This window comes from Pseudomonas sp. TWR3-1-1, assembly GCF_049896545.1.
Taxonomy (GTDB): Bacteria; Pseudomonadota; Gammaproteobacteria; order Pseudomonadales; family Pseudomonadaceae; genus Aquipseudomonas; species Aquipseudomonas weihenstephanensis.
The window spans coordinates 90,806-112,559 of the sequence record NZ_JAFCUO010000006.1; the positions used below are offsets into that span (position 1 = coordinate 90,806).

Below are 21,754 nucleotides of genomic sequence, written 5' to 3' on the forward strand. Positions count from 1 at the left end.
GTTTCTCCTAAAGCACTACGTCCACGCCATTGCGCACGACGCGTTTGTCCAGATCGCCGCCCAGCCAGTAAGCCAGATCCGCCGGGCGATCAATGTTCCAGGCCACGAAGTCCGCCACTTTGCCCGGTTCCAGCGAACCGTGGGTGTCGCCCATGCCCAGCGCAATCGCCGCATGCAAGGTGACGCCCGCCAGCGCCTCTTCGGGGGTCATGCGAAACAACGTACACGCCATGTTCAGCATCAAGCGCAACGACAACCCAGGCGAGGTGCCCGGATTGAGGTCGCTGGCGATGGCAATTTTGACCCCGTGCTTGCGCAAGGCGTCCATCGGTGGCAATTGGGTTTCGCGCAAGAAATAAAACGCACCGGGCAGTAACACCGCGACCGTGCCAGACGCGGCCATGGCGATAGCGTCTTCCTCGGTCATGAACTCCAGATGGTCCGCCGACAGCGCCTGATAACGCGCCGCCAGGCTGGAACCATGCAGCGATGACAACTGCTCGGCATGCAGCTTGACCGGCAGCCCTAGCGTTTGCGCCACCTTGAACACACGCTCCACCTGCGCCGCAGAAAACGCCAGGTACTCGCAAAACGCATCCACTGCGTCCACCAACCCTTCGGCCGCCAAGGTGGGCAGCATCTCGTTGCAGATCAGGTCGATGTAGTCGTCTGGACGATCTTTGAATTCCGGCGGCAAAGCATGCGCGGCCAGGCACGTACTGCGCACCGTAACGGGCAACTCTTCGCCCAGGCGGCGAATCACGCGCAAGATTTTGCGCTCGCTTTCAAGGCTCAAGCCGTAGCCGGATTTGATTTCAACGCTGGTGACGCCATCACGCAGTAAACAGGTCAAACGCTCACGCGCACTGGTGAACAATTCCTCTTCGCTGGCTGCGCGAGTCGCACGTACGGTGCTGGCAATTCCGCCCCCGGCCGCTGCAATGTCGGCATAGCTGACACCTTGCAGGCGCTGCTCGAATTCGCCACTGCGGTTGCCGCCAAACACCGTGTGCGTATGGCAGTCGATCAACCCCGGCGTCACCCACGCCCCTTCCAGGCCGTGAGTCTGGCTGTACTCGCCTTGAGGCAAGTGCAGCCGTGGGCCAATCCACTCAATGAAGCCTTCATAGGTCACGATGGCCGCGTCTTCGATGATCGAATACGTACCCTCGGTCATGGTTGCGACATTGCAGTGTTGCCAAAGCGTTTTCATTCACTTACTCCGCCGTTAAACGTTGGGATCAGGACAATTCAACCTGCGGTTTGACCGCCCGTTTGGCCACCGGCTTTACCCACAACCGGTAAGCCACGACCAAGCATGCAATCCAGACTGCGCCGACAATCAAGGCCGCACGGGTGTCAGGGAAATAACCCAGTACGCCAAAGATAAACACCATGAAGGCTGTGGCTGCAATCGGAGCATACGGCCAGAACGGCACCGGAAACTTGAGCTGCGCCACTTCTTCAGCGCTCATCGAACGGCGCATGGCCATTTGCGTGACCAGAATCATCAGCCACACCCAGACGGTTGCAAAAGTCGCAATCGAGGCGATGATCAGGAAGATGTCTTGCGGGATCAGGTAATTGAGCACCACGCCTGCCAGCAGCGTCACGCCCATGACCAACACCGTCATCCAGGGCACACCGTGGCGTGAGATCTGCGCGAAGCCTTTAGGCGCCTGACCTTGTTGAGCCAGGCCAAACATCATGCGACCCGCGCCGAAGATATCGCTGTTGATGGCAGACACTGCGGCTGAAATCACCACGATGTTGAGGATCGTCGCCGCCGAGCTGATGCCCAGGCTGTCGAAAATCTGCACAAACGGGCTGCCTTGCGTGCCGATCTGCGTCCACGGGTAAATGGCCATCAGTACAAACAGGGTCAGCACGTAGAACAGCAAAATACGTAATGGCACTGCGTTGATGGCTTTCGGGATCACGCGTTGTGGGTCTTTGGCTTCACCGGCTGTAATACCAATGATCTCGATGCCGCCAAAAGCAAACATCACCACGGCAAACGAAGCGATCAAACCGCCGACGCCGTTGGGCATGAACCCGCCAAACGACCACAGGTTGCTGATCCCGGTGGCAGCTGCGTCCACACTGCCCGCGCTGCCAATCCCGAACAGCATGATGCCGAAACCGGCCAAAATCATCGCCACGATGGCCGCGACCTTGAGCAGCGACAACCAGAACTCCATTTCACCAAAGACTTTGACGCTGCACAGGTTCAGGCCGCCAATCAGCAGCACAATGCCCAGTACCCAAATCCAGCGCGCGACGTCAGGGAACCAGAACCCCATGTAAATACCGAACGCGGTGATATCGGCCAAACACACGATGATCATCTCGAAGGCGTAGGTCCACCCCAGGATGAAACCCGACATCGGCCCTAGATAAGTGCTGGCGTAATGCCCAAACGACCCGGAAACCGGATCACGCACGGCCATTTCGCCCAGTGCGCGCATCACCATGAACACTGCCGCGCCACCGATCAGGTACGCCAGCAATACCGCAGGCCCGGCCATTTGGATGGCCGCGGCAGAACCGTAGAACAGTCCCGTCCCAATCGCTGAACCCAGCGCCATGAAACGGATGTGGCGAGCCGATAGCCCGCGCTTCAAACCTTGAGCTTGCTTGTGCATTTCGCGCGTCCTTAATTATTTTTGTCGGCGAACACAGCCGCACAGAGGGCCAAGGCCCTCTGCGACGATGTGATTACAGGCTGGGCAGAATTTGCGCAGGCACCAGCGCATTCAGGCAGCGCGACGCCAGCAGTTGCATGGCCGCCTCAATGTCCGGGGCGAAGAAACGGTCCTTCTCATAGAACGCGACCTTGTCGCGCAACGTGGTGCGGGCGATTTCGAGCTTGGGTGAGGTTTTCAGGCCATCGCGCAAATCCAGACCCTGACACGCCGCCAGCCACTCGACCGCCAGTACGCCGCGCACGTTTTCAGCCATTTCCCACAGACGCTTGCCCGCAGCAGGTGCCATAGACACGTGGTCTTCCTGGTTCGCCGACGTAGGAATGCTATCCACACTGTGCGGATGCGACAACGCCTTGTTCTCGCTGGCCAGCGCCGCGGCGGTCACTTGGGCAATCATAAAGCCGGAGTTGACCCCGCCATTGCCCACCAAAAAGGGCGGCAATTGCGACATGTGCTTGTCCATCATCAGCGAAATACGGCGCTCGCTCAGCGAACCGATTTCAGCAATGGCCAAGGCCATGTTATCGGCGGCCATTGCCACCGGCTCGGCGTGGAAGTTACCGCCGGAAATCACATCGCCCTGCTCGGCGAACACCAACGGGTTATCCGACACGGCGTTGGCTTCAATGCCCAACACCTCGGCGGCCTGACGGAACTGAGTCAGGCACGCGCCCATGACTTGCGGCTGGCAACGCAGGGAATACGGGTCTTGAACTTTGTCGCAGTTCTTGTGGGACAACGACACTTCGCTGCTTTCACCCAGCAAGTCGCGGTAAATCGCGGCGGCGTCGATTTGCCCCCGCTGACCACGCGCCGCATGAATGCGCGGGTCAAACGGGGAGCGCGAACCCAGCACCGCTTCAACGGTCAAGCCTCCGCACGCCATCGCGGCGGCAAACAGGTCTTCACCTTCAAATAACCCGCGCAAAGCAAATGCGGTCGACACCTGCGTGCCGTTGAGCAGCGCCAGCCCCTCTTTCGCAGCCAGGGTCAGCGGCTCAAGACCGGCCTGTTTCAACGCAGCGCGTGCGTCCAGCCATTCGCCTTTGTAGCGCGCCTTGCCTTCGCCCAGCAGCACCAGCGACATGTGCGCCAAGGGCGCCAAATCACCTGATGCGCCCACTGAACCTTTGAGCGGAATGTGCGGATAAACCTGGGCATTGATCAGCGCGATCAATGCATTGATCACCACGCGACGAATACCGGAGAAACCACGGCTCAAGCTGTTGACCTTGAGCACCATGATCAAGCGCACCAGATCATCGCTGATCGGTTCGCCAATGCCTGCCGCGTGAGACAACACCAGAGAACGCTGTAGGTTTTCGAGGTCCGCGCTGGCGATTTTGGTCGACGCCAGCAGACCGAAACCGGTGTTGATGCCGTAGGTCGTGCGATTTTCAGCCAAAATTTGTTCAACACACGCCACGCTGGCGTCAATCTGCGCCGAGGCGCTTTCGTCCAGCGTGAGGGCCACAGGCTGCTGATAAATGTCACGCAGCTGGGCAAGGCTCAGTTGGCCGGGGATCAGGTTTAGCTCAAGCACGTTAATACTCCTTCACGTGTGTTGATAAATAGTAGAAGCCGTTTGAAACGATCTTGTTTTAGGTAGGCGCGAGCCGTGCTCACGCCGACCGAGCGTCGTGGTTTAACCGTTGATCATCGGCAGGTTCAGGCCCTGTTCGTTGGCGCACTCAATGGCGATGTCATAGCCCGCATCGGCATGGCGCATCACACCGGTAGCCGGGTCGTTGTGCAACACACGGGCGATACGTTCGGCCGCTTCGTCGGTGCCATCACAGACGATGACCATCCCCGAATGCTGCGAGAAGCCCATGCCCACCCCGCCACCGTGGTGCAAGGAGACCCAGGTCGCACCGCTCGCGGTGTTGAGCAAGGCGTTGAGCAAGGGCCAATCGGAGACTGCATCCGAACCGTCCTGCATGGCTTCGGTTTCGCGGTTGGGGCTGGCCACCGAGCCGGAGTCGAGGTGGTCGCGGCCAATCACGATCGGTGCTTTCAGTTCGCCGCTGCGCACCATTTCGTTGAAGGCCAGGCCCAACTTGGCGCGTTGGCCCAGGCCGACCCAGCAAATACGCGCGGGTAAACCCTGGAAGCTGATGCGCTCGCGGGCCATGTCCAGCCAGTTATGCAGGTGCGCGTCATCGGCGATCAGTTCTTTGACCTTGGCGTCGGTTTTGTAGATGTCCTCCGGGTCCCCCGAGAGCGCGACCCAGCGGAATGGACCTACGCCGCGGCAGAACAAAGGGCGGATATAAGCAGGTACGAATCCAGGGAAATCGAAGGCGTTTTGGACGCCGACTTCTTTGGCCATCTGACGAATGTTGTTGCCGTAGTCGAAAGTCGGAATACCTTGCTTCTGAAACGCCAGCATCGCTTCGACATGTTCACCCATCGAGGCTTTAGCCGCTTTGACCACCGCTGCCGGATCGGTCACGGCACGGTCGCGGTATTGCTCCCACGTCCAGCCTTTGGGCAGGTAGCCATTGAGCGGATCGTGGGCGCTGGTCTGATCGGTGACCATGTCCGGGCGTACACCACGGCGCACCATTTCTGGCAGCAGTTCAGCGGCGTTCCCACACAGGGCAATAGAAATAGCTTTGCCTGCTGCGGTGTATTTCGCGATACGTGCCAGCGCGTCATCCAGATCGGTCGCTTGCTCATCGACATAGCGCGTGGCCAGACGGAAATCGATGCGGCTTTGCTGGCACTCGATGTTCAGCGAGCACGCGCCTGCCAACGTAGCGGCCAATGGCTGCGCGCCGCCCATGCCGCCCAAACCGGCGGTGAGTACCCACTTGCCTTGGAGGCTGCCGTTGTAATGCTGACGACCGGCTTCAACGAAGGTCTCGTACGTCCCTTGCACAATCCCCTGACTGCCGATGTAAATCCAGCTACCGGCCGTCATCTGCCCGTACATGGCCAGGCCCTTGGCGTCGAGTTCGTTGAAGTGCTCCCACGTAGCCCAATGCGGCACCAGGTTGGAGTTGGCAATCAGCACACGCGGTGCGTTGCTGTGGGTTTTGAACACGCCGACCGGTTTGCCGGATTGCACCAGCAGGGTTTCGTCGTCATTGAGGTGAGTCAGGCTTTCGACGATTTTGTCGTAGCACTCCCAGTTACGCGCTGCACGCCCAATGCCGCCGTACACCACCAACTCGGTCGGGTTCTCGGCCACTTGCGGGTCGAGGTTGTTCATCAACATCCGCAACGGGGCTTCGGTCATCCAGCTTTTAGCCGTGAGTTGGGTGCCACGGGCAGCGCGGATTTCACCGTCACGGTGGCGGGTGAACTCGGCAGGCGATTGGGGTGTAGTTGAAGTCACGGGTAACTCCTCAGCAATGGGCAGACGCACACTTATGTACTTGTACATACAAGCATATGCAAGTAAGCGGCCAACGTGAGGATTCGCAGCATGAAACTGTTGGAGGCCCCGAAAATAGAGGGCTTGATTAACGCAGGGGTGTTGCACAGACAACGGAGGGCAAGTGATGGGATGTTACGGAAACGGATTTTTGCGCTGTTTTGGGGCGTTCGGTAACAAATTGCGTAGGCGCTACCGAAGGCTGCGATTTTGTAGACGATCAAAAAACTCGCAGCCTTCGGCAACGCCTACGCGGGGGATTTCAGCTGGGGTTTAATTCGATCACGCAGCAGCGGCCCGTCACGGTGACTTCCAGCAACGCACCGTCATTGCTCAGTCGCAGACAATCGTAACGGCCCAGGTGTTGGTGCTGAGTGTTACCGATACCTACGTGCACGTGCTCGCTGGCACTGAACACCAGCACCGTGTGCGCCGCGCTGAAAAAACGCTGCGGTGTAACAGCATCCAGCCATTGCAGGCGCGCGCTGTAACGGTTGGGGGCATAGATCAAGTTGAAGTCGCGGATCGGGCCATCTATTAACGTGCAGCTCACCGCACTTTCACCGCGAAAGGCGAAGGCATCGAACGGTAACAAGGCACGCGTGCGTAGCCCGTCCACTTGCAGGTTCATGCCTGCGCCTTGCAGCACGCTAATGATTCGCTGATAGCCTTCAAAGCGCGAAAACCCGCCTGACTCGCCAATGTCGGCAATCGACAGGCGCCAGCCAAAACCCTCAAGACCTTCGCCTGCGTCACGGGTGATTTCTTCGGTGCTCCCGCCGCCGTTTTTCCACGGCATGCGCGGGTAATCAGCGGCGCGTAATACAGTCAATTCATTCATTTACTGAAACGTCCTTCAAGGCGATGGCGCGAGCCTGGGTGGATCAGGCGTGCGGCGGTAACGGGCTGGCGCCCCGACCAGGTACGGCGGCGAATCAGCAGGCAAGGCTCGCCCGGCTCAATTTGCAGCAACTTGCACTCTTTGGGGTCAGCCAGAATTGCCTCGACCACGTGTTCGCCTTCCGTCAACGGTGCGACTTGAGACAAGTAGGCGTAAGGCGTTTGCTGAGTGAAATCCTGCTTGAGGTAGTCCGGCGCCACTTGAGCGTTGACGAAACGATCCTCTATTTGCACGGGAATGCCGTTCTCGTAATGCACGATCAACGAATGGAAGACTTTTTGCCCTTCACGCATGTCCAGCACCGCTGCACGTTCAGAGCCTGCCGCTTCTTCGCCCAGGCTGATGACTTTGCAACTGTGCTGATGGCCACGGGCGGCGATCTCATCGGCGATGTTGTTGACTTCAAACAGTGCGGATTGGGACTTGGGTTCGGCCACAAAGGTGCCCACACCTTGCATACGCACCAGCAGGCCGTCGGCGGTCATTTCACGCAGGGCGCGGTTGATGGTCATACGGCTGAAGCCCAATTGGCTGACCAGCTCACTCTCGGAAGGGACGCGGTGGTGCGGCGGCCAGTTACCACTCTTGATTTGTTGAGTGATCATCTGTTTCACACGGGCGTACAGGGGCGCCGGACTGTCGCCCATCTGGGCAGCCAGCGGGTTCACGGCAGGCGGAGTCGGCACAGGCAATCCTTGATGAAGAGTAAAGAGGCGTAGCTTGCCGGAGTTTACCGAGCAGGCAAACGTCTGTATATGTATATACAAATAACAAACAATGGGGTACCCAACCGATGTCCGTCTTCTTTGCCGAACGTGCGCTGTTACCCACAGGCTGGGCGACCAATGTCCGAATCGAGGTCGGCAAGGATGGCCTCCTCTTGAGTCTTGAAGCCAATGCCGACGCCTCTGGCGCCGAACGCGTGCACGGCCCGTTGCTGCCGGGCATGCCAAACCTGCATTCTCACGCCTTTCAACGCGCGATGGCTGGCTTGGCCGAAGTGGCTGGCAACCCCAATGACAGTTTTTGGACCTGGCGCGATTTGATGTATCGCCTTGTCGGAAAAATCAGCCCTGAGCAGCTAGGCGTCATCGCGCGCCAGCTGTACATCGAGATGCTCAAGGCGGGTTACACCTCGGTGGCTGAGTTTCATTATGTGCATCACGATGTTTCTGGGCGACCTTACGCCAACCCCGCCGAGCTGGCGCTGCGCATCAGCGAAGCCGCCCGCTGCGCAGGCATTGGTCTGACCCTGCTGCCGGTGCTGTACAGCCACGCCGGTTTTGGTGGCCAAGCGCCAAGTGAGGGCCAGCGGCGCTTCATCAACAGCACCGAGCACTACCTGCAACTTCAACAACAGTTACAACCGCTGATAGCCCAACAACCGGCCCAAGCGCTGGGGCTGTGTTTTCACTCATTACGCGCGGTCACTGCGCAGCAAATCCACGACGTGCTGAGCGCCAGCAATAGCACCTGCCCGGTGCATATCCACATCGCCGAGCAACAAAAGGAAGTCGACGACTGCCTGAGCTGGAGCGGCAAACGTCCGATTGAGTGGCTGTATGACAACGTTGATGTCGACTCACGCTGGTGCCTGGTGCACGCCACCCATGCCAATGCGGCTGAAGTAGCGCGGATGGCTAACAGTCAGGCCGTAGCCGGGTTGTGCCTGACCACGGAAGCCAATCTGGGGGATGGACTTTTCCCGGCGGTGGATTACCTGGCCCAAGGCGGCCGCCTGGGCATCGGCTCGGACAGTCATGTGTCGTTGAGCGTGGTTGAAGAGCTGCGCTGGCTGGAATACGGCCAGCGCCTGCGCGACCAGCGCCGCAACCGCATGTACCGCGCCGACCAGCCCATGGTCGGCCGAACGCTGTTTGACGCGGCACTGGCCGGAGGGGCGCAGGCAATGGGCCAGCCGGTCCGTGGACTGGCAGTGGGTCAGCGCGCCGATTGGCTGGTACTCGACGGCAACGACCCCTACCTGGCCACAGCCCGGGATGACGCCATTCTCAACCGCTGGCTGTTTGCCGGTGGTGACCGTCAGGTGCGTGATGTGCTGGTCAATGGCCAGTGGGTGATACGCGATGGCCATCACGCTGACGAAGTCGACAGCTGCCGCGACTTTACCCGCGTGCTCAAAGAGCTGATGGTGTAGCCATTGGCGAAGGCGACTTCTGAGTGCGTAGAGATCGTAAACACGATGAATGCGGTTGAATGGCTTTGCGGCCGCTTCGCGCCCGATCGCAGCCTCGTGTTACTCGTCAGCGACTACATGCCAATTCGGGTAGCCGTTGGCGATGGCGACGTCTGAGTGCGTAGCGGTCGTAAAACCGCTGAATGCGGTTGAATGGCTTTACGACCGCTTCGCGCCAGATCGCAGCCTCGTGTTACTCGTCAGCGACTACAGGAAAATTGGGGTAGCCGTTGGCGAAGGCGACGTCTGTGTGCGTAGCGGTCGTAAAACCGTTGAATGCGGTTGAATGACTTTACGACCGCTTCGCGCCCGATCGCAGCCTCGTGTTACTCGTCAGTGACTACAAGCCTCATTGGAATCGCTTCCCGTAGCGGTAACTTCTCCTGCTGATACGCGATTTTGCCGACCGTTACCTTGTGTTCTCTCCAATGAACGCAAGGATTTATCGTGACTACAGTAACTGTTTACTTCTGCGGCACCGGCTCCACCAAGTTCGACGCCACCCATGAAAACTATTGGAATGGCGAGCTGATTTCGACACTGGCCGCCCACAGCACAGGCCGTGAATTTGCCGAATGGATCGTCGTCGACGGCCCAGGCAGCGGCAACTTGCAAGCCGATGAGATGTTCGTGCAGAACAAGGAATACGGCATGACCGGCAGCCTGTTCGGCAAAGGCTGGGAAGAGAACGTCAAGCACGCGTTGAGCATTCTCAAAGGCAAGTGTGAATGGCAACGCGAGAAACTCACCGAAGCCGAATACAACCGCCTCAAAGCGGCCGGCATTCCCATCGAAGATGTGACCGTGACCGGTTCGTGGATGTGGCGCAAATACGATTACGGCAACCGCGCCGTGACCCAGCAACAGTTGCAAGAGCAGCTGATCAAAACCTTCCGCAAGGACGGCGTGATTCCGACCCAGGTCAACCTGGTGGGCTGGAGCCGTGGCGCGGTGAGCTGCCATATGCTGGCCAACGCCATGCTCAATGACAATGAGCTGAAAAACATCCCGGTCAATATCTTCGCTGTGGACCCGGTGCCAGGCCCGATGAACTTCCAGAATGCACGGGTTGAACTGGGTAAAAACGTTCAGGAGTACGTAGGCTTTTTTGCTCGTGATGAACGCTCTAAAGGGTTTTCTTGCGTCGTTCCAGAAACTGCCTCCAACACTCGCGTACACATTTACCCAATGGCCGGGCGTCACGCCACTTTGGTGGGCAACGCGGCGGCTGATGGCGATAAAGGTGCGAAAGTGCTGGCTGCGCCGGGTGTGGTGGTGCGTCACTTCGCTGAAATGTGCCTGACCCGTTGGGGCGTGACTCTGGACAAGCGCTTGAGCCTGTCAGCGGCAGATCTGGAAACCCAGCACAAAGCCATCGTGAGCGACGACGCGAAATACGCAGCGATGCACAAGTACTCCTACACCAAGATCACCGAGTCGGAGAAAAACGAACGTTACGCCTCGCTGGGCAGTAAAGGCATCGCCTTTAGCGCCATCAAAGGCGCTCCGTATGTGCCGCCAGCCGGTCTGTCACAGAGCCTGGCCTACAACCCGGCAACCTACAAAGACATCGTTTGATGTAACGCGCTAACGCCAGCCCCCAAGCAAGGGGGCTGGCTTTTTGTGCGTGATCGTTGGGTTTACATGGCCTGCAAATGCACCGCCGCCCAGTCACGCACCGCTGCGTAGGGGTAGTTTTCCAACACGGCAAAACCAGGAATCGCCCGGGCTTTCATCTTGGTGAACATCGGCACACTGATGCCGCACAAGAATCGGGTCACCCGTTCAGCCGGGGGATAACTTCCCGCGTACTCCTGGTGCCTGTGGATAAACGCGCCGCACAGGGCTTCGAAGTTTTTATCCACAAGCGGCGCCAGCGCGGGAGGCTCAGGCAGTTGCGCCACGTGGCCTGCGCACACCGAACAATGCCCGCACTGTTGCGGTGCCTGCGCGTCGCCAAAGTAATGCGCCAGGCGATAGCTCAGGCAGGTATCGCTGGCAAACAAGGCCAGCATCGCGTGAATGCGCTCGATCTCGCCCTGCTCATGGGCCGTGAAGTAGCGATGCAACTCAACGCTCAAAGCGTCCACGTCAACGTCGCTCACCAGCAGGCTGTAGACCTCTGTCATCTGCTTGCTTTCAAGCTCGATCCAGCCTTTCTCCTGGAAATAATCCAGGGCTTTGACCACCCGATTACGCTCTGCCTGATGCTGTGCATAAAGCGCGTCGAAATTGACCGTCGCCCACGTACGGGCACGGCTGGACGTCTGGATAATGGCGCTCACGAAATCCCGGCGTTCGCCCTCAAACCTGGCCAACAGCGCGTCTGGCTCGATCAGGTATTTGAAACGGTACTCGGCAAAATAGGCGTAACGCGGCGCAATCAGGCCACGCAGTTCCAGTTGCACCAACAAGGTTTTGAGCGGTAGCTGACGAATATTGCTCTGATCGGCCAAAGGCAAGAGCATGAATTCCCACTCCCCTTGGGCAATGGCCGCCTTCAATTCTTCCAGTACACAGCGAATGCCTTGCAGCTCCGGCGTGTCGCCATACACAAAGTTCTCCAGCACGTTCAGGCTGTCGCGATTGGCCAGCACCAGGCAGTCCGAAGGCTGGCCGTCACGCCCGGCCCGACCGATCTCCTGACTGTAGTTTTCGACCGACTTGGGCAAGTCAAAATGCACCACGTTGCGAATGTCGCTCTTATCGATCCCCATGCCAAAGGCGATGGTGGCGACGATGCAGTTCAGTTGCCCGCCCATGAACTGGCGCTGAATGCTTTCGCGTTGATCGTGGGGCAAACCTGCGTGGTAGGCATTGGCACTGATGCCGTGCTGGTTGAGGTGTTGCGCGATCTGTTCGGCGGTCTTTTGCAGCGTGACGTAAACAATGCTCGGCTGGCCGCTGCGCTCGCCCATCCACTGCACCAGACGCTGGCGCTTGGCGGCACCGGTCACGGGTTCAACCCACAGATTAAGGTTGGCGCGGTAAAAACCGGTGGTGATGACATCCGCCTCGGCAATGGCGAATTTGGCCTGCATGTCAGCGATCACATTCGGCGTCGCCGTGGCCGTTAGCAGTAAGGCTTGAGGGATGTTGAACTGGCGCTGGTAGTCCGGCAGCTTCAAATAGTCCGGACGGAAGTTATGGCCCCATTCGGAAATACAATGCGCTTCATCCACCACCAGCAGAGACAGGGGTACTTGCTGCAAAAAATGTCGGAAGCGCTCGTTTTTCAGGCGCTCGACCGAAATCATCAGAATCTTCAACTCCCCCGCCTTGGCACGGGCCATGACCGAATTGGCCTCGTCGCGGCTCTGCGCCGAATCAATACTGGCGGCAGCAATGCCGTGGCGCTGCAAAAACGCCAGTTGATCCTGCATCAGCGCCAGCAATGGCGAGACCACCAGCGTCAGGTGGGGCAGTAATAAAGCAGGCAGTTGATAGCACAACGACTTGCCTGAGCCGGTGGGGAAAATCGCCGCCGCCGAACGCCCGGCCAGCACAGCGCTGATCGCCGCTTCCTGGCCCGCTCTGAACTGTGGATAACCGAATACCTGTTCCAGGGTGTTGTACATGACTGTCACTCCATTGACCGTTGCACAGCGCAAAAGGCTAGCGCGCAGATCGAGAAAAGGTCGCGGGTAAATTGAGTGGGGATGATACAGGGTCGGCTGCCATTCTTCGGGCATTGAGAGCGGTGTAGCTGCGCGAGGCTGCGGCCCTCTCCCGGTGCTCAGGTTTACGGCCGCTTCGCGCCCGATAGCAGCCTCGTGCCTCGACAGCGGCTACGCGACTGCGCTGTACTGGGCGCATTCTGTTAAGGACTCGTGCCCATGAAACTCGCCTCTGATCTCCCGGACTCTCACACCCTGCGCGAATTGATGCAGGTGCTGCACGAAGAAATCGGCCTGCCAGAACACAAGACCGTCAGCCTGAACACCTCGATCAACATCGACCTGGCGTGCAACGGCAGCGATGCCCAGCACTTGATGGAAACCCTGGAGCAGCACTTCGGCCTGGAACTGGCCGACTACGATGCCTATCGCTATTTTCAACCGGCCGGCAACGACCCGCACCTCAAGCGCAATGCCAAAGGCCGGGAACGCAAAGTGCCATTGACGATTGGCATGCTGTACGAGGCGATCAGGGCCGGGTATTGGGATACACAAACACTGGAAGCCTGAATACCGGCGCAAGAGCTGCATCAATCTTCAGGTACAAAAAAGCCGCCCTTTCAGGCGGCTTTTTCATGGATCAGCTCACTGATGGAAGGCTTATGCCTTCGGGCCAGCCGCTTTGATCGCGTCGCTCACGTCGAACTTCTTGAAGTTCTCGGTGAACAGGCCAGCCAATGCTTTGGCGGCTTCATCGTAGGCAGCCGGGTCAGCCCAAGTGTTGCGCGGGTTGAGCAGAACAGTGTCCACGCCCGGTACGGTTTTTGGCACGTCCAGGTTGATGATGTCCAGGTGCTCGGTTTCTGCGCCGATCAGCGCACCGCTCTGGATGGCAGCGATCACAGCACGGGTGGTCGGGATGTTGAAACGCTTGCCAACGCCGTAGCCACCGCCGGTCCAGCCGGTGTTAACCAGGTAAACCTTGGAGCCGAAACCACGGATGCGCTTGATCAGCAGCTCTGCGTATTCGCCCGCCGGACGCGGGAAGAATGGCGCGCCGAAGCAGGTGGAGAAGGTCGACTTGATGCCGCTGCCCGAACCCATTTCAGTCGAACCCACCAGTGCGGTGTAGCCAGACAGGAAGTGGTAAGCCGCTTGTTCTTCGCTGAGGATCGACACCGGTGGCAGTACGCCGGTCAGGTCGCAAGTCAGGAAGATCACAGCGTTTGGCTCGCCACCCAGGTTCAGCGGGGCGCGTTTTTCGATCAGCTCACGCGGGTAAGCGGCGCGGCTGTTCTGCGTCAGGCTGTCATCGGCGTAATCAGGTTTCTTGTTGGCGTCGAGTACGACGTTTTCCAGTACGGCGCCGTGCTGGATGGCTTTCCAGATAACCGGCTCGTTTTTCTCGGACAGGTCGATGCACTTGGCATAGCAACCGCCTTCGATGTTGAACACGACGCCTACGCCCCAGCCGTGTTCGTCGTCACCGATCAGATAACGGCTTTCATCCGCCGACAGGGTGGTTTTACCGGTGCCCGACAGGCCGAAGAACAGGGTCACGTCGCCCTCTTCGCCCATGTTGGCCGCACAGTGCATCGGCAGAACGTCAACCGCTGGCAGCAGGAAGTTCTGAACCGAGAACAGGGCTTTTTTCATTTCGCCGGCATAACGCATGCCCGCGATCAGGACTTTTTTGGCTGCAAAGTTGATGATCACGCAACCGTCGGAGTGGGTGCCATCACGCTCAGGCTCGCACACGAAGTTCGGTGCGTTGATCACTTGCCACTCGTCTTTGCCGGCCGGGTTGTACTGCTCGGGGTTGATGAACAGGCAACGGCCAAACAAGTTGTGCCACGCGGTTTCGGTGGTCATTTTGACGGGCAGGTAGTGCGCCGGATCAGAACCTACATGAACGTGGGACACGAAACGCTCACGCTCGCCCAGATAGGCAGAAACGCGGTCCCACAGGGCATCGAACTTGTCAGCCGGGAACTTGCGGTTGATCGGGCCCCAGGCAATGGCGTCATGAGTGCTCGGCTCTTCAACGATAAAGCGGTCAGCTGGCGAACGGCCTGTGCGATGGCCCGTTTTAACAACCAGTGCGCCATTGTCGGCAAGCTCACCTTCACCACGGTTCAGGGCTTCTTTGACCAGATCGTCGATGCTCAGATCGGTGTACACGGCGTTATTAGCTTGCGTCATGAGGTTCCCCGTCGGCCATTGGCCGATTGCGCCAAACGTTTTGTAGTAGAAATTTTTGCACTACTACCGCGAAAAAAGTGGGCCGGATTATGCCAGAAACGCCCAAAAAAAGTAGGGTCCACCTGTCAGAACCGCGTTGTACGGGGCTTTGACAGGGGTTTTACCTGCGCTGAAACGTTTTAGTGCTGAGTGCCGGAAGGCGACTCAACCCCTGCACCGGCGAACAATTGATCAACATCGGCCGCGTCAAACAGATAGCGCTCATTGCAAAACTGGCAGTCGATTTCGACATGGCCGCCGTATTCCTTGACCAGATTGAGCGCGTCGTCATGGCCCAAACTGGTCAGCGCATTGCCCGAACGCTCGCGCGAGCAGCTGCATTGGAATTCAATGCGCTCGTCAGCGAATACGCGCAACTCTTCCTCGTGAAACAAACTCGTCAGTATCTTTTTGTTGTTCCACCCCAACAGCTCTTCGACTTTCAGGGTGTCGCCCAGAATATTCAGGCGCTGCCAGCTTTCGGCGCGCGCCTCTTCATCGTTGATCACCTCGGCAGGCAGTTGCTGCAAGAGCATGCCGCGCGCGCGTTTACCGTCAGCCGCCAGCCAAAAACGCGTTGGCACCTGATGCGACATCACAAAATAGTGGGTGAAACAGGCTGACAAGTCTGCACCGTCAAGATCGACGATGCCTTGATAGCGTTTGCCAACCGCAGGATCGATGGTCAGGGCCAACACACCGTTGGGCATCAGGTCGGCCAAGGTGGCATCCGCCTTGATCTGGTCGGCTTCAAAACGGGCCAGACCGCGAATTTCACGCTCGCTGGTGATTTCGATCATCAGCAAGGGAACCGGGCCTTCGGAGCGCGCCTGAAGACTCATTAACCCATCAAATTTCAAGCTGCCCACTAACAACGCAGCGGCGGCCATCAACTCACCCAGCAACTGTTGAACCGGCTGCGGATACGTATGCTTGGCCAGTACCTCGGCGTAGCTGTGATCCAGCGAAGCCAACTCGCCACGGGTGTCGGAGTTGTCGAAGATGAAGCGCTGAGTGAAGTCGGTTTTAGGTAGATCTGACATAGGAATAGGGTTCTAAATTGGTGACAAAATGTGTTCGAGTCTTTATAAAGGCGCGTTTTTAGCACCGGTATGGTGCAAAAACCAGCCAAGGGGGCACGTCATGAACAATCCCACTCTGTTCCAAACAAGGTGGAACCTCGGAGCCCTAGCGGGATGTAATTTACTCGCTCTGGGACTTCTGTGTTTCTGGTTATGGCCATTCGGCCAAATTCTGTGCCTGACTTTCGACGACTGGTTGTTCCATCTGCTCAATCGCCCATTGGCTGATAACCCTATATGGCTCCACATGTGGGCTGTTGCAAGTCTGCGACCCTTTGACGCAGTGGTCGGCATCATCATGTTGTCGCTGCTGATCAAGGGCAACTGGGTGTTTGAAGCCACCCAGGTGCGTCGCGCCTTCTTTGGCTTTTTGGCGATTCTGTTGCTGTTGGTGGTGATTCGCGCGGTATTTTCCAAGCTCACAGCCGCTATGGGCTGGCAGCACAACAGCCCCTCGATGGTGTTTGAAGACGCTATTCACTTGAGCGATTACTTCCCGGGCCTGGAAAAGACCTGGGAACTCAAAGACCGCTCCAGCCAGAGCTTTCCCGGCGACCATGCCTCTGTGCTGCTGATCTGGGGCATGTTCATGACTGTGTTCAGCCGCACCCCAGGTCAGAAGGTCGTGATTTGGGGCCTGACGCTGCTGTTTATGATGCCGCGCCTGGTGGCGGGCGCCCATTGGGGCCAGGACGACTACATCGGCGGGCTGCTGCTGGCTTTCCTCGCCTTGGGCTGGGGCTATTACACCCCGTTTGCAGCCAAGGTTTCTGACGCACTGATGCGCGTTACAGCACCGATTTTCTCGCTGTTGCAACGCCTGCCGCTGGTGTCGCGCATGAGCGTGATCCGCGGCTAGGCAACCCGCTTCAGTTGCCTGAATCCGTCACCGTCAGGCGGATTTACTCGGCGCCACTGGCATCATGAAATTGATGCAGTTGGCGCCGTTGTTTTTTGGTCGGTTTACCTTCGGTGCTGATACCCATCGCACCCGCCTTGCGCAACGCGGCTGCCTGTTCGCGTTTGGCGATACTCTGCTCCGTTTCGGCATACAGCAGTTGCGCTTCGGGGGCACCACGGCGCACCACAGACAGCGCCTTGACGTGCACGGTACGCTCTTCAAGGCCGACACGGATTTGCAGCTCATCGCCAACTCGCGGCTCTTTGCTCGGCTTGCAGCGCTCACCCCGGCAATGCACCTTGCCGCTTTCAATCGCCGCCTTGGCCAACGCACGAGTCTTGTAAAAACGCGCTGCCCATAGCCATTTATCCAGACGGATCTTGTCGTCGTCCTCTTGCTTGTGCGCCATTGGAATTCCTCTACATAGACAGAGTCAGAACTGTACTACCGTTTCAGTTAAATAGATGAACCTGGCATCGCACACGCCATGCCGAGCGATGAAACACTTGAACGCGAGATAACAGTCGCCATTTGAAGCAGTTTCTGCGTGAATACCGCACATTCGGCGTCTAAACGACCCGTGATGATGCACGCGACCAGCACATGTTCGCGGGCTTGTCATGGCGGGTTCTAAATTGATCGTTAGAGTGCTTGTCGAAAGTATCAAACGCGTCGGTAAAAGGGATTTTCTGGGCGAGTGTAGAAAATTTCTGATGCAGGCTCTTGGGTTCGCCAGCCCTGCATAGAAAGCATTGGCTTCAGCTCCTGCTGCGGCCTGGTCACGTTAACCGCTGGTTATTCATATTGAAGACATTTGATCATCTGACCGTTGTCGGTCTTCGCGAGTGGGTGGCGCTCCCAGATTTGGGCGTCGCGGGCTTGCGCGCCAAAATCGACACCGGTGCCAGTACCTCCAGCCTGCACGCCACTGAAATCGAGCCGTTTGAGCGCGACGGTGTCGAGTGGGTACGGTTCAATGCCCATCTGGGCACGCTGGTGCAACTGCGTCACCGCCGTTGCGAAGCCCCGTTGGTGGCGATAAAAACCATTAAAAGCTCCAATGGCCATACCCAAGTACGGTATGTGATCCGCACCAGCCTCGCGCTGGGCGATCGGGTCTGGCAGGTTGAATTCACCCTGGCCTGCCGCAAGTCCATGCGTTATCGCCTTTTGTTGGGTTCCAAAGCGCTGATCGACGGCCAACTGGTCGTCAATCCGGGGCTCAAATACGTTCAAGACAAGCCGGTATTTCCGGTCACTACTACCTTTGCCACAGGTGTTGCATGAAGATCGCTGTGCTGTCGCGTAACCCGCGTCTGTATTCCACTCGTCGTCTGGTTGAAGCCGGGACTGAACGAGGCCATGAAATGGTAGTGATCGATACCCTGCGCGCCTATATGAACATCGCCAGTCATAAGCCGCAGATCCACTATCGCGGCAAGCCGCTGGAAGGTTTCGACGCAGTTATCCCGCGTATTGGCGCTTCGGTGACGTTTTACGGCTGCGCGGTGCTGCGCCAGTTCGAAATGATGGGGGTGTTCCCGCTTAACGAATCCGTCGCCATCGCCCGTTCGCGGGACAAGCTGCGCTCCCTGCAATTGTTGTCCCGGCGTGGCCTGGGCTTGCCGGTGACCGGGTTCGCGCACTCCCCGGATGACATTCCCGACTTGATTGAAATGGTCAATGGCGCGCCACTGGTGATCAAAGTGCTGGAAGGCACGCAAGGCATTGGGGTGGTGCTGTGTGAAACCGCCACGGCCGCAGAATCCGTGATCGAGGCCTTCATGGGCCTCAAGCAAAACATCATGGTGCAGGAGTACATCAAGGAAGCCGGAGGCGCCGATATTCGCTGCTTCGTGGTAGGCGACAAGGTGATTGCCGCGATGAAGCGTCAGGCCAAGCCGGGGGAGTTTCGCTCCAACCTGCATCGGGGTGGCAGCGCCAGCCTGATCAAAATCACCCCGGAAGAACGCATGACCGCCATTCGTGCGGCCAAGGTCATGGGGTTGAGTGTGGCGGGGGTGGATATTTTGCGTTCCAACCACGGCCCGCTGGTGCTGGAGGTCAACTCCTCACCGGGCCTTGAGGGCATCGAAACGACCACGGGTAAGAACGTGGCCGGAATCATCATCGAGCATCTGGAGAAGAACAGCGGCCCGAACATGACGCGCACCAAAGGCAAAGGCTAAACAAGCCCGTAGGCACTGACGAGTAATGCGAGGCTGTGATCGGCGCCAGAGCCGTCGTAAACCCTACGATCACGGTGTTTCACAAACATCGCCGTGATCCGATTTGCGACCGATCGCAGCCTCGCGCCTCGCCAGCGCCTACCTTGCAGCCGCCCGGCGCAATCCTTACACCGCTCCGCGCGGCAGCATCAGGCCCAACGGCAGGCGAACCCTGGCTTCAAGGCCGCCGCCCGAGCGGTTGCGCAACTCAACATTGCCACCGTGCATGGAGGCAATTCGCTTGACGATTGCCAAGCCCAGCCCCGTCCCTTTACCGCCCCGTGCCCGATCCCCGCGGATAAACGGATTGAAGATGTCTTCAAGCTCCGAAGGATCAATACCGGCACCCCGGTCCATCACGCTCAGCACCACATACGGCGCGCTGACGTCACCCGACACATAGGCGGCCACTTCAACGTCTTCACCCGCATGGTGCAGCGCGTTGCCAATGAGGTTGTTGAGCAGACGCTTCATTGATACCCGACGCAGCGGAAACGGCTGAATCGGCTGCAAACAAAGACGCACACGCTCCTCGTTCTGGTTGTAGGGCGCCACCACTTCGCGCACCAGCTCACACAGGTCCACCTCTTCGACCAGCTCGTCACGGCCATCGCGGATAAAAGCCAGGAACTGATCAAGGATCGCGTCCATGTCTTCAATGTCTCGCACCATGTCGTCCGTCAGGTCGCTGTGGTTGCCCATCAGCTCCAGCGACAAACGCAAACGCGTCAGCGGCGTACGCAGGTCGTGGGACACGCCTGCCAGCATCAGCTCACGCTCGCGGCCTGCCTGCTCCACGTCTTCAGCCATTTGGTTGAAGGCGCTGTACACCTCGGTCATTTCGCTGGGTGTGTCACTGATCGGCAAGCGCACACTGCGCCCCTGACCTAACTGGCGAGCTGCGTAAACCAGTCGTTTGAGCGGTTGGTTGAGCTGACTGACGAAGATCCATGCCGACGCTGTGGACAACAACCCAATGGCCAAAAACCAGCCCAGCACACTCCATATTTTTTGCCCGCGTAGCGGGTGCGGATACAAAGGGACTTTCAGCCAGCCATCGCCCAGGCTCGGCGCTCGTACCCACAGCGCCGGAGGAGAATGCACACGCAAGCGAACCTCGGTATCAGCTCCCAGCTCTGCCTGCATCTGACGCTGATAAACACCACTGTAGGGCCAATGTTGTTCACCCTCGGGTACACCGCCGCCCACTACACGGATCAACCCGGCCGCGTCGGCAATTTTGTCGCGATCTTCTTCATCTGCCGCCCAATAGGCACGTAAGGTGAGTGCAACACCGTGACTGTACTGACGATCAACCAACACGTCTTCGTTCATCAGCAGGTAGACCAGCGTCAGAGCCTTGGAAAACAAGACAACGATCAATACCAGCCAGAGGGTGCGAGAGAAAAAACTTTGGGGAAACCAGAGAGGGGTTTTCATAGATTGCTGCTTTTGCAGTTTGCAGGAGCGAGTTCAGATACTCGCACAAAGGGGATTGCGAGCCACTCAGGTGTTGATAACCCGCGTGGCCCGCTCCTACAAATGGTTCATCACTTGGTCGCGTTACCGTCCGGTACGAACACATAACCTACGCCCCAGACCGTCTGGATATAGCGCGGTTTGGAAGGATCAGGCTCGATCATGCGGCGCAGACGGGAAATTTGAACGTCGATTGAACGCTCCAGCGCATCCCACTCACGGCCACGGGCCAGGTTCATCAGCTTGTCGCGCGTCAACGGTTCGCGGGCATGCATGACCAAGGCTTTGAGTACCGCAAACTCACCGGTGGTGAGCATGTGCACTTCATCGCCACGCTTGAGTTCGCGGGTGGCCAGCGACAACTCGTAATCACCGAACGTGACACTCTCGTCTTCGCTGCCGGGAGCGCCCGGTACGGGGGCTGCCTGGCGCCGCAAGACGGCTTTGACACGCGCCATCAGCTCATCCGGGTTGAACGGCTTGGCCAGATAATCGTCAGCGCCCAGTTCAAGGCCCTTGATACGGCTCAGCTCGTCGCCCTTGGCGGTCAGCATGATGATCGGGACGCGATTGCCGGCAGCGCGCAAACGTCGACACGCAGACAAGCCGTCTTCGCCAGGCAGCATCAAGTCCAGTACCACAAGGTTGAACACCTCACGGGCCAACAGGCGATCCATTTGCTCGACGTTCGGCACCGCGCGGGCACGATAGCCCTTACTGGTGAAAAAACGTTCGAGCAGGCTGCTTAGGCCCGGGTCGTCGTCAACGATGAGAATTTTTTCGCCTTCAGCAGTTTGTGCAGTGCTGCTCATTAGATGCTCCTGTGATCTCGGCGCGCATTATGGCTTAGCTGCTGTTATACGCATCGTGTGCATTGTTAGCAGATTTTTCCTTCACAGCCAGTACACAGATCATAGCGGGCGCAGCTTGCAGTCCCCTGAATCCGGGAACGCTGGTTATAATGCGCCGCCTTTTGTGTCAGGCAACCTCGTATTTTCAAAGTTTGCGGCCGAATTTA

Annotated in this window: 18 protein-coding genes; 6 read left to right on the plus strand and 12 right to left on the minus strand. The window is 58.3% G+C overall.

Annotated features, from left to right (window positions below; all coding sequences use genetic code 11):
* Positions 1 to 7: 7 nt before the first annotated feature.
* From hutI to hutC, 6 genes are all read right to left on the minus strand, one after another.
* Positions 8 to 1,213, minus strand: a complete 1,206-nt coding sequence (gene hutI, locus ACP7A4_RS14735; RefSeq protein ID WP_426247598.1) for an imidazolonepropionase — start codon at positions 1,211 to 1,213, stop codon at positions 8 to 10.
* Positions 1,214 to 1,241: 28 nt separating this feature from the next.
* On the minus strand, positions 1,242 to 2,645 hold the full coding sequence (locus ACP7A4_RS14740) for an amino acid permease (protein ID WP_426247600.1): 1,404 nt from the start codon (positions 2,643 to 2,645) through the stop codon (positions 1,242 to 1,244).
* Between the two features lie 73 nt (positions 2,646 to 2,718).
* Positions 2,719 to 4,251, minus strand: coding sequence for a histidine ammonia-lyase (gene hutH / locus ACP7A4_RS14745; RefSeq protein WP_426247602.1), 1,533 nt, complete (start codon positions 4,249 to 4,251; stop codon positions 2,719 to 2,721).
* A 102-nt stretch (positions 4,252 to 4,353) separates the two neighbouring features.
* Positions 4,354 to 6,099 (minus strand): urocanate hydratase, encoded by a 1,746-nt coding sequence (hutU, locus tag ACP7A4_RS14750; RefSeq protein ID WP_426247604.1) that lies wholly within the window; start codon positions 6,097 to 6,099, stop codon positions 4,354 to 4,356.
* A gap of 253 nt (positions 6,100 to 6,352) precedes the next feature.
* Positions 6,353 to 6,931, minus strand: a complete 579-nt coding sequence (locus ACP7A4_RS14755; protein ID WP_426247606.1) for a HutD/Ves family protein — start codon at positions 6,929 to 6,931, stop codon at positions 6,353 to 6,355.
* The gene (hutC, locus tag ACP7A4_RS14760) at positions 6,928 to 7,638 is read right to left on the minus strand and encodes a histidine utilization repressor (protein WP_177332337.1); all 711 of its coding nucleotides are present in this window, start codon (positions 7,636 to 7,638) and stop codon (positions 6,928 to 6,930) included. Before hutC ends, ACP7A4_RS14755 begins: the two co-directional genes overlap by 4 nt.
* 146 nt (positions 7,639 to 7,784) lie before the next feature.
* Here hutC and ACP7A4_RS14765 point away from each other — a divergent pair, with 146 nt between their 5' ends.
* Positions 7,785 to 9,149, plus strand: a complete 1,365-nt coding sequence (locus tag ACP7A4_RS14765; protein ID WP_059761524.1) for a formimidoylglutamate deiminase — start codon at positions 7,785 to 7,787, stop codon at positions 9,147 to 9,149.
* Positions 9,150 to 9,635: 486 nt separating this feature from the next.
* A complete protein-coding gene (locus ACP7A4_RS14770) occupies positions 9,636 to 10,766 on the plus strand; it encodes a hypothetical protein (protein ID WP_426247608.1) in 1,131 nt (376 codons plus the stop codon).
* Positions 10,767 to 10,828: 62 nt separating this feature from the next.
* Here the strand turns inward: ACP7A4_RS14770 and ACP7A4_RS14775 are convergent, their stop codons facing one another.
* Positions 10,829 to 12,766, minus strand: coding sequence for a RecQ family ATP-dependent DNA helicase (locus ACP7A4_RS14775; RefSeq protein WP_059761712.1), 1,938 nt, complete (start codon positions 12,764 to 12,766; stop codon positions 10,829 to 10,831).
* A 258-nt stretch (positions 12,767 to 13,024) separates the two neighbouring features.
* Here ACP7A4_RS14775 and ACP7A4_RS14780 point away from each other — a divergent pair, with 258 nt between their 5' ends.
* Positions 13,025 to 13,375, plus strand: coding sequence for a DUF1493 family protein (locus ACP7A4_RS14780; RefSeq protein WP_426247610.1), 351 nt, complete (start codon positions 13,025 to 13,027; stop codon positions 13,373 to 13,375).
* A gap of 90 nt (positions 13,376 to 13,465) precedes the next feature.
* Here the strand turns inward: ACP7A4_RS14780 and ACP7A4_RS14785 are convergent, their stop codons facing one another.
* Both ACP7A4_RS14785 and hslO read right to left on the minus strand, forming a co-directional pair.
* The gene (locus tag ACP7A4_RS14785) at positions 13,466 to 15,007 is read right to left on the minus strand and encodes a phosphoenolpyruvate carboxykinase (protein WP_426247612.1); all 1,542 of its coding nucleotides are present in this window, start codon (positions 15,005 to 15,007) and stop codon (positions 13,466 to 13,468) included.
* 179 nt (positions 15,008 to 15,186) lie between these two features.
* A complete protein-coding gene (hslO, locus tag ACP7A4_RS14790) occupies positions 15,187 to 16,089 on the minus strand; it encodes an Hsp33 family molecular chaperone HslO (protein ID WP_203303131.1) in 903 nt (300 codons plus the stop codon).
* A 100-nt stretch (positions 16,090 to 16,189) separates the two neighbouring features.
* On the opposite strand from hslO, the gene ACP7A4_RS14795 reads away from it, so the two are divergent.
* On the plus strand, positions 16,190 to 16,987 hold the full coding sequence (locus ACP7A4_RS14795) for a phosphatase PAP2 family protein (RefSeq protein WP_059761716.1): 798 nt from the start codon (positions 16,190 to 16,192) through the stop codon (positions 16,985 to 16,987).
* A 43-nt stretch (positions 16,988 to 17,030) separates the two neighbouring features.
* On the opposite strand, the gene ACP7A4_RS14800 is transcribed toward ACP7A4_RS14795, so the two are convergent.
* On the minus strand, positions 17,031 to 17,438 hold the full coding sequence (locus tag ACP7A4_RS14800; RefSeq protein ID WP_059761717.1) for an RNA-binding S4 domain-containing protein: 408 nt from the start codon (positions 17,436 to 17,438) through the stop codon (positions 17,031 to 17,033).
* A gap of 413 nt (positions 17,439 to 17,851) precedes the next feature.
* Between ACP7A4_RS14800 and ACP7A4_RS14805 the strand changes: the two genes are divergently transcribed.
* Positions 17,852 to 18,316, plus strand: coding sequence for an ATP-dependent zinc protease family protein (locus ACP7A4_RS14805; protein WP_177332343.1), 465 nt, complete (start codon positions 17,852 to 17,854; stop codon positions 18,314 to 18,316).
* The gene (rimK, locus tag ACP7A4_RS14810) at positions 18,313 to 19,218 is read left to right on the plus strand and encodes a 30S ribosomal protein S6--L-glutamate ligase (RefSeq protein WP_048364596.1); all 906 of its coding nucleotides are present in this window, start codon (positions 18,313 to 18,315) and stop codon (positions 19,216 to 19,218) included. Before ACP7A4_RS14805 ends, rimK begins: the two co-directional genes overlap by 4 nt.
* Before the next feature lie 165 nt (positions 19,219 to 19,383).
* Here the strand turns inward: rimK and ACP7A4_RS14815 are convergent, their stop codons facing one another.
* Positions 19,384 to 20,697, minus strand: a complete 1,314-nt coding sequence (locus tag ACP7A4_RS14815) for an ATP-binding protein (RefSeq protein WP_059761719.1) — start codon at positions 20,695 to 20,697, stop codon at positions 19,384 to 19,386.
* A gap of 110 nt (positions 20,698 to 20,807) precedes the next feature.
* Positions 20,808 to 21,548, minus strand: a complete 741-nt coding sequence (gene ompR, locus ACP7A4_RS14820) for a two-component system response regulator OmpR (RefSeq protein ID WP_048400671.1) — start codon at positions 21,546 to 21,548, stop codon at positions 20,808 to 20,810.
* Positions 21,549 to 21,754 lie beyond the last annotated feature (206 nt).